This is a genomic window from Microbacterium sp. M, from assembly GCF_045181065.1.
Classification (GTDB): Bacteria; Actinomycetota; Actinomycetes; order Actinomycetales; family Microbacteriaceae; genus Microbacterium.
On record NZ_CP173721.1, the window covers coordinates 2,459,632 to 2,471,901 of the forward strand.

At 68.0% G+C, this 12,270-nt stretch carries 14 protein-coding genes; 2 read left to right on the forward strand and 12 right to left on the reverse strand.

The window, feature by feature from the left end; all coding sequences use genetic code 11:
• Positions 1 to 82: 82 nt before the first annotated feature.
• The 7 genes from pheT to ACI7YT_RS12020 form a co-directional block, all read right to left on the reverse strand.
• Positions 83 to 2,584 carry a phenylalanine--tRNA ligase subunit beta gene (pheT, locus tag ACI7YT_RS11990; RefSeq protein ID WP_406245756.1) on the reverse strand — a complete coding sequence of 834 codons (2,502 nt, stop codon included), beginning with the start codon at positions 2,582 to 2,584 and terminating at the stop codon, positions 83 to 85.
• On the reverse strand, positions 2,584 to 3,624 hold the full coding sequence (gene pheS, locus ACI7YT_RS11995) for a phenylalanine--tRNA ligase subunit alpha (protein ID WP_406245757.1): 1,041 nt from the start codon (positions 3,622 to 3,624) through the stop codon (positions 2,584 to 2,586). The genes pheT and pheS overlap by 1 nt, the downstream gene beginning before the upstream one ends.
• Before the next feature lie 41 nt (positions 3,625 to 3,665).
• Complete coding sequence (locus ACI7YT_RS12000) at positions 3,666 to 4,592, reverse strand: amino acid ABC transporter permease (protein WP_406245758.1); 927 nt, start codon at positions 4,590 to 4,592, stop codon at positions 3,666 to 3,668.
• On the reverse strand, positions 4,589 to 5,245 hold the full coding sequence (locus tag ACI7YT_RS12005) for an amino acid ABC transporter permease (RefSeq protein ID WP_406245759.1): 657 nt from the start codon (positions 5,243 to 5,245) through the stop codon (positions 4,589 to 4,591). The genes ACI7YT_RS12000 and ACI7YT_RS12005 overlap by 4 nt, the downstream gene beginning before the upstream one ends.
• A 65-nt stretch (positions 5,246 to 5,310) precedes the next feature.
• The gene (locus tag ACI7YT_RS12010; RefSeq protein WP_406245760.1) at positions 5,311 to 6,222 is read right to left on the reverse strand and encodes a glutamate ABC transporter substrate-binding protein; all 912 of its coding nucleotides are present in this window, start codon (positions 6,220 to 6,222) and stop codon (positions 5,311 to 5,313) included.
• A 44-nt stretch (positions 6,223 to 6,266) separates the two neighbouring features.
• Positions 6,267 to 7,016 carry an amino acid ABC transporter ATP-binding protein gene (locus ACI7YT_RS12015; RefSeq protein ID WP_406245761.1) on the reverse strand — a complete coding sequence of 250 codons (750 nt, stop codon included), beginning with the start codon at positions 7,014 to 7,016 and terminating at the stop codon, positions 6,267 to 6,269.
• A gap of 82 nt (positions 7,017 to 7,098) precedes the next feature.
• Positions 7,099 to 7,911 (reverse strand): TrmH family RNA methyltransferase, encoded by an 813-nt coding sequence (locus ACI7YT_RS12020; protein WP_406245762.1) that lies wholly within the window; start codon positions 7,909 to 7,911, stop codon positions 7,099 to 7,101.
• Between the two features lie 94 nt (positions 7,912 to 8,005).
• On the opposite strand from ACI7YT_RS12020, the gene ACI7YT_RS12025 reads away from it, so the two are divergent.
• Complete coding sequence (locus ACI7YT_RS12025; RefSeq protein ID WP_406245763.1) at positions 8,006 to 8,428, forward strand: DUF2809 domain-containing protein; 423 nt, start codon at positions 8,006 to 8,008, stop codon at positions 8,426 to 8,428.
• Between the two features lie 53 nt (positions 8,429 to 8,481).
• On the opposite strand, the gene rplT is transcribed toward ACI7YT_RS12025, so the two are convergent.
• From rplT to infC, 3 genes are all read right to left on the reverse strand, one after another.
• Positions 8,482 to 8,868, reverse strand: coding sequence for a 50S ribosomal protein L20 (gene rplT, locus ACI7YT_RS12030; RefSeq protein WP_406245764.1), 387 nt, complete (start codon positions 8,866 to 8,868; stop codon positions 8,482 to 8,484).
• Between the two features lie 33 nt (positions 8,869 to 8,901).
• Positions 8,902 to 9,096 (reverse strand): 50S ribosomal protein L35, encoded by a 195-nt coding sequence (rpmI, locus tag ACI7YT_RS12035; RefSeq protein WP_017828564.1) that lies wholly within the window; start codon positions 9,094 to 9,096, stop codon positions 8,902 to 8,904.
• 75 nt (positions 9,097 to 9,171) lie between these two features.
• Positions 9,172 to 9,843: a translation initiation factor IF-3 gene (gene infC / locus ACI7YT_RS12040; RefSeq protein ID WP_406245765.1), complete on the reverse strand. Its 672-nt coding sequence runs from the start codon at positions 9,841 to 9,843 to the stop codon at positions 9,172 to 9,174.
• Between the two features lie 205 nt (positions 9,844 to 10,048).
• Here infC and ACI7YT_RS12045 point away from each other — a divergent pair, with 205 nt between their 5' ends.
• On the forward strand, positions 10,049 to 10,435 hold the full coding sequence (locus ACI7YT_RS12045; RefSeq protein WP_406245766.1) for a DUF1844 domain-containing protein: 387 nt from the start codon (positions 10,049 to 10,051) through the stop codon (positions 10,433 to 10,435).
• Between the two features lie 250 nt (positions 10,436 to 10,685).
• On the opposite strand, the gene ACI7YT_RS12050 is transcribed toward ACI7YT_RS12045, so the two are convergent.
• Together ACI7YT_RS12050 and priA are read right to left on the reverse strand one after the other, a co-directional pair.
• Complete coding sequence (locus ACI7YT_RS12050) at positions 10,686 to 11,471, reverse strand: SseB family protein (RefSeq protein WP_406245767.1); 786 nt, start codon at positions 11,469 to 11,471, stop codon at positions 10,686 to 10,688.
• The gene (gene priA / locus ACI7YT_RS12055; protein WP_406245768.1) at positions 11,455 to 12,201 is read right to left on the reverse strand and encodes a bifunctional 1-(5-phosphoribosyl)-5-((5-phosphoribosylamino)methylideneamino)imidazole-4-carboxamide isomerase/phosphoribosylanthranilate isomerase PriA; all 747 of its coding nucleotides are present in this window, start codon (positions 12,199 to 12,201) and stop codon (positions 11,455 to 11,457) included. The genes ACI7YT_RS12050 and priA overlap by 17 nt, the downstream gene beginning before the upstream one ends.
• Positions 12,202 to 12,270 lie beyond the last annotated feature (69 nt).

Genomic DNA, 12,270 nt, shown 5'->3' on the forward strand with positions numbered 1-12,270 from the left:
GGCTCCGCCGGCCTCGCTCAACGAACGAGGGATGGTACGCCGAACGAACGAGTGCGGCGCGCTCCCCTGACGACGAAGTGGGTCACTCCCGCAGCGTCGCTCCGAAGCGCTCTGCGGCGACGGCGACGCCGGCGAGCTTCGCCTCCGTCGCCTCGGCCGCGGTCAGCGTCCGGTCCGGCGCTCGGAAGCGGAGCGCGAAGGTCAGACTCTTCGAACCCTCCGGGAGCCCCTCACCGCGATAGTCGTCGACGAGCCGCAGGGATTCGAGGAGCTCTCCCGCGCCTTCGACGAGCGCCTCGCGCAGGTCACCGGCAGCCAGTGCCGCCGACACGACCAGCGACACGTCCTGCGTGGCCGCCGGGAAGGTCGACAGGCTCTCCGCGACGACACCGGTCCCCGCGAGCTCCAGGATGCCGTCGAGATCCAGCTCGAGCACGACGGCGCGTCCGGGGAGGTCCGCGTCGGACGACACGTCAGGGTGCAGTTCGCCGACGTAGCCGACCTCGGCGCCTCGCACGCTCAGAACGCCGGTGCGTCCGGGGTGCAGCGCAGCACGCTGCCCCTGGACGACATCGATCTCGACCCCCGCGGCGGAGGCGATCACCCGTACGGCGTCCAGCGCTTCACTGAGGCCGTAGGCCTCGGCGGCACGACCGGGCTGGCGCGGCGTCACGTTGCCTGCGAACAGCGCGGCGACGTGACGTCGCTGCGGCGGGATCGACGCGTTCAGCTCGGCGAGCTTCTCATCCGACGGACGCTCGCCCAGCGGCGGCACCGCATCGGTGCCGTAGACGACGCCCGCCTCGGGGAGGAACACTACGCCCGCCTCGAAGATCGCCACGTCGGTCATTCCCCGTGCGATGTTGCGGTGCGCAGTCTGCAGGAGACCGGGGATCAGCGAGCGACGCAGGAACGGAGCCTGTCCGTCGAGGGGATTGGCCAGGCGGATGCTGGGGAGATGCTCCCCCGTCGCCGAACCGTGCAGGTCGTTGTGCGCCTCGGTGGTGAACGGGAATGCGGGAGCCTCGACGAGGCCGGCGGCGGCCAGCGCGTTCGCGACGCGGCGTCGTCCCTGCTGCATCGCCGTCAGTCCACGACCGGACGGCGGTGTCGGCAGCACCGAGGGGATGCGGTCGAGGCCGTGGATACGGGCGACCTCCTCCGCGAGCGTCCATTTGTCGGTGAGGTCGGGTCGCCAGCTCGGCGGGATCACGAACCAGCCGTCCGACGTCTCGGTGACCTCGGCGCCGATCGTCTCGAGGGCGTCGACGATCTCGGCATCCTCGTAGTCCACACCGATCAGGCCCGGTACGAACTCGGCCGGCAGTTCGATGCCCGCGATCTCAACCTCGGAGTACAGCGCCCCGCCGACCTCGTCCAACGTGCCGCCGGCCAGCTCGACCATGAGGTCGGCGACACGACGCGCAGCGACGAACGGGATCAGCGGGTCGACACCGCGCTCGAAACGCTTGGACGCCTCGCTGGGCAGCTTGTGCCGGCGCGCGGTGCGGGCGATCGACACCGAGTCGAAGTTCGCGGCCTCGATGAGCACATTGCGCGTCTCGTCCGACATCTCGGTCGTTCCGCCGCCCATGACACCGGCGAGGCCGATCGGCCCCGAGTCGTCGGTGATGAGCAGATCCTCGACGTGAAGAACGCGCTCCTGGCCGTCCAGGGTCGTCATCTTCTCGCCCTGCTGCGCACGGCGGACCGTGATGCCGCCGGACAGCTTGTCCAAGTCGTAGCCGTGGATCGGGTTGCCGAGCTCGAGCATGACGTAGTTGGTGATGTCGATCAGCACTCCGAGCGAGCGGATGCCGGCGAGAGCGAGCCGCGACACCATCCACGGCGGGGTCGGACGCGTCGGGTCGACGTCGCGGACCACGCGCACGACGAACTCCTGCACGGCCGGTGCCTCTCGCAGCGGCTCGGCGGTGACGGCGAGCGGGAATCCGGTGCCTGGAGCGACCTCGTCCCACTCGTGCTCGGCCGGGTCGCGGAAGTCCGCGCCGGTGGCGTGCGCGTACTCGCGCGCGACGCCGCGCAGCGAGAACGCGTAGCCGCGGTCCGGCGTGACGTTGATCTCGACGGCCACGTCGTCCAGCCCCAACAGGGCGAGAGCGTCGACGCCGACCTCAGGGTCGAGACCCAGCGCGGACAGGACGAGGATGCCGTTGTGCTCGTCGCCCAATCCCAGCTCGCGCGCCGAGGCGATCATGCCGTCGGAGACGTGGCCGTAGGTCTTGCGCGCGGCGATCGGGAACGGACCGGGGAGCACGGCACCGGGCAGGGTGACGACGACCTTGTCGCCGACGGCGAAGTTGCTCGCGCCGCAGACGATTCCGCGGACTCCGCCGTTCGCCTCGCCGACGTCGACCTGGCACCACCTGATGGTCTTGCCGTTGGACTGCGGCTCCTCCTCGAACGAGAGGACCTGTCCGACGACGACGGGGCCGGCGATCTCGAAGCGGTGGATCTCCTCCTCCTCGAAGCCGACGGCCACGAGCGCCGCGAAGATGTCCTCAGGCGTGGCATCCGCTGCCACATCCACGTACTCACGCAACCACGAAAGCGGGACGCGCATCACACCACCATCCGGAACTGCTCGCTGAAACGGACATCACCCTCGGCCATGTCGCGCATGTCCTTCACATCGCTGCGGAACATCAGGCCCCGCTCGATCCCCATGCCGAACGCGAAACCGCTGTACTCCTCGGGGTCGATGCCCGCCGCGCGCAGCACGTTCGGGTTCACCATGCCGCAGCCGCCCCACTCGATCCAGCGCGCGCCGCCCTTGAAGGTCGGATGCCACAGATCCAGCTCGGCGGATGGCTCGGTGAACGGGAAGTAGTTGGTGCGGAAGCGCGTCTTCGCCTCCGGCCCGAACAGCTGTCGAGCGAAGTGGTCGAGCGTGCCCTTCAGGTGCGCCATCGTGATGCCCTTGTCGATCACGAGGCCCTCGAACTGGGTGAAGACCGGCAGGTGCGTCGCATCGAACTCGTCGGTGCGGTAGACGCGTCCGGGGCACAGCACATAGATCGGCACCTCGCGGTCGAGCATCGAGCGCACCTGCACGGGGCTCGTGTGCGTGCGCATCACGAGGTGGCGCGAGGTCGGGTCGACGTAGAAGGTGTCCTGCTCCTGTCGAGCGGGGTGATCGACGTCGAAATTCAGGGCGTCGAAGTTGAACCACTCGTGCTCGAGCTCCGGGCCTTCCGCGATCTCCCAGCCCATCCCGACGAAGATGTCGCACACCTCGTCCTGGAGGAGGGTGAGAGGATGCCGGGCGCCGACGCGCGTGCGCGAGGACACTGCGGTGATGTCGACGCGCTCCGCCTCGAGGCGTGCGGCGGTCTCGGCCTCGGCGAGTTCGGCCTCCTTGGCGGCGAGCGCCTGCGTGACCCGACCCCGGCCCTGGCCGACCAGCTTGCCGAACGCCGCCTTGTGCTCTGGGGCGACCTGGCGCATCGAGGCGTTCAGGACCGCCAGCGGCGACCCCTCCCCCACGTGCGCGGCGCGCGCGGCTTTCAGCTCTGCGGTGCTGGCTGCGGCACCGATCGCGTCGAGCGCTGCTGCGACGGCGGTCTCCACCGCCTCGGGCGTGATCTCGGGTACGTCTGACACGAGAGTCGAGTCTACCGGCGCGCGGTGGACTCACCGTGCCGTCAGAGCGGAGGCACGCCCCCGCCGCCCAGATCGCGCTTCCCCGCGCCCCGCTGCATCGCGATCGCCTCGGTGAGGGTCGACTCGTCATCCGCCGCCGGGTTGTGCGCGTTCGCGATCGCCCGGAGCTTCGGCGAACGACGTGTGCGGATCTCGAGGTACTTCGCGATGCCGGAGAGGATCAGACACATCACGATGTAGATGCCGCCGATGATGAACGCGGACTGCAGGATCGGTCGCCCCTGCTGCGAGCTCAGCAGCTTCGCGTAGTACAGCAGTTCGGGGTACGTGATGATGAACCCGAGCGCGGTGTCCTTCATGGTCACCACGAGCTGAGCGACGATGACCGGCAGCATGACGCGGACGGCCTGCGGCAGCAGGATGAGGCGCATGACGCCGCTCTTGCGCAGACCGATCGCGTAGCCGGCCTCCTTCTGCCCTCGGGGCAGCGATTCGATGCCGGCGCGCAGCACCTCGGCGAGCACCGAGCCGTTGTACGCCATCAGAGCGAGCACGACGGCCCAGTACGGATCCATCTTGATGCCGATCGTCGGCAGGCCGAAGAACAGCAGCATCATGAGCACGAGAACGGGGATGGCTCGGAACAGCTCCGTGACGGCCGTGACCGGAATCCGGATCCAGGCGTGGTCGGAAAGCCGGCCGATGGCCAGCACGAAACCGAGCACCAGACTCAGCACCGCGGCGAGCGCGAAGGCCGCCAGCGTGTTGACCAGATGGACGCCGATCTGCTCCCACACCCGTGTGAAGGTGAAGACGTACCACTTGCTGGCCTCGAACTGCCCGGAGACATAGAGGCGGTACGCGAGGAAACCGAGGACGGCGAGGACGACGAGAACGGTGACGACGCTGAGAATGCGGTTACGAGCGATCGCCCTCGGACCGGGCACATCGTAGAGAACGGAAGTCATCGTGCGATCCTCCATCGCCTCTCGAGGGAGTTCTGCACCCAGCTGAGCAGGAGCACCAGAACGACGAAGATGATGGCCACCCAGAGCAGCACTTCCATCGGGTTGCCGGGGCGCGTGTGCGAATCGTTAATGGCGGCCCGCACCGAAGCGAGCTCGGCGACGGAGAACCCGGCGGCTACCGTCGTGTTCTTCAGCAGGGCGATGAACACGCTCATCATCGGCGGAACCACCGAGCGGAACGCCTGCGGCAGCACGACCAGGGTCATGACCTGCCCGAACGGCAGGCCGATCGCGCGGGCCGCCTCGGCCTGGCCCACCGGAACGGTGCTGATGCCGGCGCGCAGGACCTCGGCGACGTAGGTCGCGGTGTAGATGCCGATCGCCAGGATGCCGAGGGTGAGGTTGCTCAGTTTCGGCAGCCCGAGCTGCGGATAGCCGAAGACGAAGAAGAAGAAGACCAGGGTGAGCGGCGTGTTGCGGACGAGGTTCACGTAGACCGTGCCGACGCCGCGCGCGATGGGAACCGGTGAGACCCGCATCGCCCCGACGATGACGCCCAGCACGAGCGCGATCACCCCGCCGGCGAAGAACACGATGAGCGTGTTCAGGAGCGCCGCGCCCCACAGGTCGAGGTTGCCGAAGATGACGTCCAATCCGCCCTGCCCTTCTCAAGTGGTGAGGAGGGGACGACCCGACAGGCCGTCCCCTCCGCGAGCAATCAGTCGACAGCCGGCTGTTCGACTTCGATGCCGCTCGAACCGAGGTTCTTGTCGAAGATCGCCTGCCAGATGTCTCCGCCGTCGGTGAAGAGCGTGTTGATGTGCTCCTGCAGCGCCGTGTCGCCCTTGGGCAGACCGACGCCGTAGCGCTCTTCGGTGAACAGACCGCCGACGACCTTGACGTCGTCCGGGTACTGCGCCGCGTAGCCGATCAGGATCGCCTGGTCGGTGGTGACGGCATCCACCTTGCCGGAGATGAGGTCCTCGACGCAGGCCGAGTACAGGTCGTACTCCTGCGTCTCGATCTCGGGGTAGTTGTCCTTGATGTTCTGGATCGGCGTCGAGCCGGTCGCCGAGCACACGGTCATGCCGTTGAAGTCGGAGACGTCCTCGACGTCGGTGATCTCGCTGTCGGCGCCGACCAGGAAGCCCTGGCCCGTGATGAAGTACGGACCGGCGAAGTCGATCTGCTCCTTGCGCTTGTCCGTGATCGAGTAGGTGCCGACGTAGTAGTCGATGTCGCCGTTCACGAGCGCCTGCTCGCGGTTCGCCGAAGCGATCGGCTGGAACTCGATCTGCTCCTCCTCGAAGCCGAGCGACGCGGCGATCCAACGTGCGATGTCATTGTCGAAGCCGGTGCGCTCACCTGTCGTGACATCGAGGTAGCCGAGACCGGGCTGGTCCTCCTTGACGCCGATGATCACGCCATCGCGCGCCGTCATGGCGTCAAACGTCGGGCTGCCTTCGAGCGTGACGTCGTCGGCGACCTCGAACCAGGTGGTCTCCTCGCCGGCGTCGCCGCCGTCGGTGTCGCCGCCCGGGTCGGTCGGGGTGCCGCTGTTGCAGGCGGTCAGCGCGAGCAGCGCGGCTGCCGCGATCCCGATCCCTGCCAGTGTCCGTGTGCGTCGCATATGCGTCTCCTTCGTGTGCTGTGTGTGCAGGTTGGTCAAGGAAGTCAGTGGGTGAGGAGCTTGGAGAGGAAGTCCTTCGCCCTGTCGCTCTTCGGCTTCGTGAAGAACTCCTCCGGCGTCGCCTCTTCGACGATCTTCCCGTCCGCCATGAAGACGACGCGGTTCGCGGCCTTGCGGGCGAAGCCCATCTCATGCGTGACGACGATCATGGTCATGCCGTCTCGAGCGAGCTCGACCATCACATCGAGGACCTCGTTGATCATCTCGGGATCGAGCGCGCTGGTCGGCTCGTCGAAGAGCATCACCTTGGGGTTCATGGCCAGCGCGCGAGCGATCGCGACGCGCTGCTGCTGTCCGCCGGAGAGCTGAGCCGGAAGCTTGGATGCCTGCTGGGCGACGCCGACGCGGTCGAGCAGCAGCATCGCCTCCTTCTCGGCATCCGCCTTCTTCAGGCCGCGCACCTTGATCGGGCCGAGCGTGACGTTCTCGAGGATCGTCAGGTGGGCGAAGAGGTTGAACGACTGGAACACCATGCCCACGTCCGCACGAAGGTGCGCGAGTCCCTTGCCTTCGGCGGGGAGCTCTTTGCCATCGATCGAGATCTGGCCGCTGGTGATGGTCTCGAGGCGGTTGATCGTTCGACACAGCGTCGACTTGCCCGAACCCGAAGGTCCGATCACCACGACGACCTCACCCTTGTTCACGGTGAGGTCGATATCCGTCAGCGCCTGGAACTCGCCATAGTGCTTCTGGACGTTGTCCACGACGACAAGGGGCGCACCAGTCTCGGTCATGCTCCCCACCCTAGGAGTCGGCGGCCCCCCGGACCAGAGCGGAATCGCCCGAGTTACATAGTTGTAACCCGGGCGGACGCATTCAGCGCGCGGCTGCGGCGCGCTGCGTGAAGGCGCTCTCGTACAGGCACACGCTCGCCGCAGTGGCGAGATTCAACGATTCAGCGCGTCCGAAGATCGGCAGCTTGAGCGCGCGATCGGCCAGGGCGAGCGAGGCATCCTCGAGTCCACGGGCCTCGTTGCCGAAGAGCCATGCGGTCGGGCCGTCCAGGACGCCCTCGGCCCGCGCGGCGAGCAGGTCGTCGCCCTTCACATCGGCCGCCAGCACCGTGATGCCGGCCGCGCGAGCGCGAGCGACGACGTCCGCGAGGTCTCCACCGACCGAAATCGGAAGGTGGAACAGCGATCCGGTCGTCGCCCGGACGACCTTCGGATTATAGGGGTCGACCGTGCGGCCCGTGAGCACCACGGCATCCGCGCCGGCGGCATCCGCAGCCCGGATGATCGTGCCGAGATTGCCGGGATCCCGCACCTCCTCGCAGATGGCGATCAGGCGGGGGGATGCCGCGAAGATCTCCTTCACGGCGGTCGGCGTCTGCTGCACGACGGCGACCAGCCCCTGCGGGGTGACGGTGTCGGCCATCGCGTTCAGCACGTACTCGGTGACGTACTCCACCTCGACGCCGTGCTCGGCCGCCTTGGAGCGGATATCCGGGTGCCGCTCCCATCCCGTCGGCGTCGCGAACAGCTCGACGATCGCCTCCGGGCGGTACGACAGCGCTTCACGCACCGCCTGCGGGCCCTCGAGGAGGAACAGGCCCGTCTCGGTACGGGCACTGCGCTTGGTGAGCTTGGCGACGGCTCGAACACGGGGGGACCGGGGATTCTCCAGCACGGTCTCAGTCTAGAGACACCGGCACCGCTCCCGCGCGCACGGATCGACGCTGTTCACTCGGCGTCCACGCAGATCCGCGAGTTAGTGTACCCAGGTGTCCACCGCCGCCCAGCGCTCCCCGATTCGCCGACGCAGCGCGGTCGGCGCGGCTGCGGCGCTCACCATCGCGGCAGGGCTCCTCGTGCACAGGTACGGATCAGGCGACTCAGGCGACATCCTCGGCGATGCGCTGTACGCGACGCTGGTGTATCTGCTGCTCGCGCTGCTCGCTCCGCGCAGCCCCCGACGCTTCATCGGCGCCCTCGCGCTCATCGTCTGCGCCGTGGTCGAGTTCCTGCAGCTCACCGGCATCCCTCGCGAGGTGGCTGCCGTCTTCCCTCCGGCGGCGCTCGTGCTCGGTGCCGGGTTCGACCAACGCGATCTGCTCGTGTACGCGGCCGCCGTCGTGGTCACGATGATCATCGACGTCGCGATCTCCCGGGCGGCTCGACCGCGCGCGCTGTCGACGTCGCACTGAGACGACGAAACGGGCGCCCTCCCGAAGGAGGACGCCCGTACACGACGGAGTGCTTACGCAGCCGTCTTCGGCGCGTTCACGTCCGAAGGCAGAGCCTTCTTGGCCGTCTCGACGAGCGAGACGAACGTGGCGGGCTCGTTCACCGCGAGCTCGGCGAGCATACGACGGTCGACCTGCACACCCGCGAGGCCGAGGCCCTGGATGAAGCGGTTGTACGTGATGCCGTTCTGGCGGGCCGCAGCGTTGATGCGCTGGATCCACAGACGACGGAAGTCGCCCTTGCGCTTGCGACGGTCACGGTACGCGTAGACGAGGGAGTGAGTGACCTGCTCCTTGGCCTTGCGGTACAGACGCGAACGCTGACCGCGGTAACCGGACGCGCGCTCGAGGATGACGCGACGCTTCTTGTGGGCGTTTACCGCCCTCTTGACTCTTGCCATTTTCCTGTGTTCCTGTTCGTGCGTTCGGGCGCGTCAGCGACCGAGAAGCTTCTTCGCGACCTTGGTGTCAGCCTTCGACAGCACCTGGTCCTGGTTGAGGCGGCGGGTGCGACGGCTCGACTTGTGCTCGAGGTTGTGGCGCATACCGGCCTGCTGCTTCTTCAGCTTTCCGCTTCCGGTGATCTTGAAGCGCTTCTTAGCACCCGAGTGGGTCTTCTGCTTCGGCATCTTCTCTTCCTTCGTATGGCGCCTTCTCAGGCGACGGTGTTCACCCGCGCAATGCGGGAGTCTGTGGGGCGGGCGTTACTCCGCGGCGGCCTCGTCCACGGCATCCGTGGTCTTGGCTTCACGAGCCGCCTGCTTGTTCGCGGCGCGCTGCGCGTCGCGGACGGCGTTCTGCTCGGCCTTCGCCTCGGACTTGTTCTTCAGCGGAGCGACGACCATGACCATGTTGCGACCATCGATCGTGGGGTTCGACTCGACGGTTCCGAACTCCGCGACATCCTCTGCGAACTTGCGGAGCAGGCGCACACCCTGCTCGGGGCGCGACTGCTCGCGTCCACGGAACAGGATCATCGCCTTGACCTTGTCGCCGGCCTTCAGGAAGCCCTCGGCACGCTTGAGCTTCGTCGTGTAGTCGTGAGCCTCGATCTTCAGACGGAAGCGGACTTCCTTGAGGATCGTGTTCGCCTGGTTGCGGCGAGCTTCCTTCGCCTTCTGGGCAGCCTCGTACTTGAACTTGCCGTAGTCCATGATCTTGACCACGGGCGGCTTCGAGTTGGGGGCAACCTCGACGAGGTCGAGGTCGGCTTCCTGCGCGAGGCGCAGCGCCGCCTCGATGCGGACGACGCCGATCTGCTCACCCGCGGGACCGACGAGGCGGACCTCGGGGACGCGGATGCGCTCATTGGTGCGGGGATCGCTGATGCGGAACTCCTTAGACGATGGTTTCAGCCACCAGGATGCCGTCAGCATCCCGGGCGAAATCAGAATCGTCTCCCACCCACCGGCATCCAGACGCCGGCTGGCACCCTGTCTACCGGCCGCTCGTGCGAACGGAGCCGGCGGAGTGCAAGACCCGGTAGCCTGGAACGGCAAGCGCGGGTGGGAAGTGAATCCTCTTTCGTACCGGAACAAAACGTTCCGGAGCCCGGCACAGTCTAACAGAAGGCAAGGCGAAGTGACGACTCAGGCATCAGGCGACGACCACCGACACGACGAGTGGGCGAGGCAGGAGGATGCCGCGGCCGCCGCATCCCGCGATATCGCCGACGTCCCGGCAGTCGAGGTGATCACCACCGCCGCCGTACACCTCATGAGCGCAGCGGCCGTGAAACTCGGCCTCGCCGACGACCCGGACACCCAGCTCGACCTCGACGAGGCGCGCAAGCTCATCAACGCACTCGCGGGCCTCATCACGGCAGGTGCGCCCGAGATCAGCGACATGCACGCCCGCTCGCTGCGCGACGGGCTGCGGTCGCTGCAGCTCGCGTTCCGCGAGGCATCCGCGATCCCTGACCCGATCGGCAAGGGGCCGGGCGAGAAGTGGACGGGGCCGGTCAACTGACTTCCCGGTGACGGGCTCCGGCCCTCCGGACTCCGGGGCGCCGCCTTCGCTCGCAGAGCGGGGACCCTCCCGCTTCGCGGGCCCCTCCCGATGCTCGCTCCGGCGGCGTCCCTGCGCCCTGCGGGCCTGCGCCCTCGCGAGACCTTGACCGGTGGATGGGGAGGGGCGGACTGAGGTGTGGGGAAACCGAACGGGGCTCGAGAAACCACGTCTGTGGGGTGGTTCTCGCGCGGGAAGTGGTTACTCGCGGTCAGGCGGAGCGGCGGAGCTTCACGGTCAGGGAGTCGGCGAGGACCGCGATGCGGTCGTCGGCGGCCCAGCGCTGCGCCAGGCGGGCGAGCACCGCGTCCAGCACCTGGCGCTCCAGGCCGTCGACGAGTTCGAGGATCACGATCAACTCCGGGCCGCGCAGACGCGCGTCGGGGTCGCCCGGTGCGACGGCGACGTCGATGACGGCCAGTTCGTGCGCGACGCTGTCCTGAAGGGCGGCGAAGACCTCGGGCGAGAGGAAGCTCGGCTCCCAGGCATGCCCCTGCGCCACCGCCCAGACAGCAGGGCGGCGCAGCACGAACTCGGTGTCGCTGGTCGGATCGAGCACGATCAGGTCGGTGTCCTCGGCTGAGGCCGCCAGCGCCGCACGCACGGCCTCGACCGGGATGGGTCGCGCCGACGCATCCCATCGCTGCATCGCCTCGACGGAGGAGAACACGGGTTGAACCCGTCGACCGTCAGGGGCGGCGACCGTCACGATCGACAGCTCCTGCGTCTTGTCGACGGCAAGACCCGACGGCGCCATGCCCTCCTCCCCCTTCTCGGCGATCAGGGGGATCAGCACGCGCGCCGATCGGAAAGCGTCGACGATCTCGATCTGGCTGCCCTCACCGGCGCGGAAGCGCAGCAGCGCGTCCAGCAGCGCGGGATCGGCCGAACCGTCGTCCGCCGCGTGAGGGTTCGCCTCGAAGCCGCGCCCCTCCCAGGGGACACCGGCCGAATCGCCCTGGCTCGGGTGATCGCAGGAATCAGTCCCCTGCGACATCCAGTGCCTCTGCCAGCGTGAACGCACCGGCGTAGAGCGCCTTGCCGACGATCGCGCCCTCGACGCCCAGCGGCACGAGTTCGCGCAGAGCCGCGATGTCATCGAGGCTCGAGATGCCGCCTGAGGCGACCACGGGCTTCGGTGTGCGCGAGGTGACTTCGCGCAGCAGTTCGAGGTTCGGGCCGCGCAGGGTCCCGTCCTTCGTCACGTCGGTGACGACGTAACGGCTGCAGCCGGCCTCCTCGAGGCGGTCGAGCACCTCCCAGAGGTCTCCCCCCTCCTTGGTCCACCCACGCGCCGCGAGGGTCGTGCCTCGGACGTCGAGCCCGACAGCCACCGCCTCGCCGTAACGGCTGATCACGTCGGCCGCCCACTCCGGGTTCTCCAGAGCCGCGGTGCCGAGGTTGATGCGGGAAGCACCGGTCTCGAGCGCGGCCTCGAGGCTCGCGTCGTCTCGGATGCCACCGGAGAGCTCCACATTCACACCGCGGAACTGCTTGATCACCTTGCGAAGGATGCCGGCGTTCGATCCGCGCCCGAAAGCGGCGTCGAGGTCGACGAGGTGGATCCACTCCGCGCCCTGATCGACCCACTCGCCCGCAGCATCCAAAGGGTCGCCGTAGCTGGTCTCGCTGCCCGCCTCACCCTGGGTGAGACGCACCGCCTTGCCGCCGGCCACGTCGACGGCCGGGAGAAGGATCAGGCTGGGGGTTGACGCGAAGTCGTTCATGTCGTCCTCGGGTGGATGAATGTGCACCGTTCGCGGGCACGAGACACGAGACTAGTCCCGTCGGCGGCA

What these genes read in the sequence shown, in the direction of transcription:
- rpmI (WP_017828564.1), bottom strand. Translation starts at nt 9,096, where the DNA reads ATGCCGAAGCAGAAGACCCACTCGGGTGCTAAGAAGCGCTTCAAGATC.
- ACI7YT_RS12015 (WP_406245761.1), bottom strand. Translation starts at nt 7,016, where the DNA reads ATGACCGAGACTGGTGCGCCCCTTGTCGTCGTGGACAACGTCCAGAAG.
- ACI7YT_RS12010 (WP_406245760.1), bottom strand. Translation starts at nt 6,222, where the DNA reads ATGCGACGCACACGGACACTGGCAGGGATCGGGATCGCGGCAGCCGCG.
- priA (WP_406245768.1), bottom strand. Translation starts at nt 12,201, where the DNA reads ATGAACGACTTCGCGTCAACCCCCAGCCTGATCCTTCTCCCGGCCGTC.
- ACI7YT_RS12000 (WP_406245758.1), bottom strand. Translation starts at nt 4,592, where the DNA reads ATGACTTCCGTTCTCTACGATGTGCCCGGTCCGAGGGCGATCGCTCGT.
- pheT (WP_406245756.1), bottom strand. Translation starts at nt 2,584, where the DNA reads ATGCGCGTCCCGCTTTCGTGGTTGCGTGAGTACGTGGATGTGGCAGCG.
- rplT (WP_406245764.1), bottom strand. Translation starts at nt 8,868, where the DNA reads ATGGCAAGAGTCAAGAGGGCGGTAAACGCCCACAAGAAGCGTCGCGTC.
- ACI7YT_RS12050 (WP_406245767.1), bottom strand. Translation starts at nt 11,471, where the DNA reads ATGTCGCAGGGGACTGATTCCTGCGATCACCCGAGCCAGGGCGATTCG.
- infC (WP_406245765.1), bottom strand. Translation starts at nt 9,843, where the DNA reads ATGCTGACGGCATCCTGGTGGCTGAAACCATCGTCTAAGGAGTTCCGC.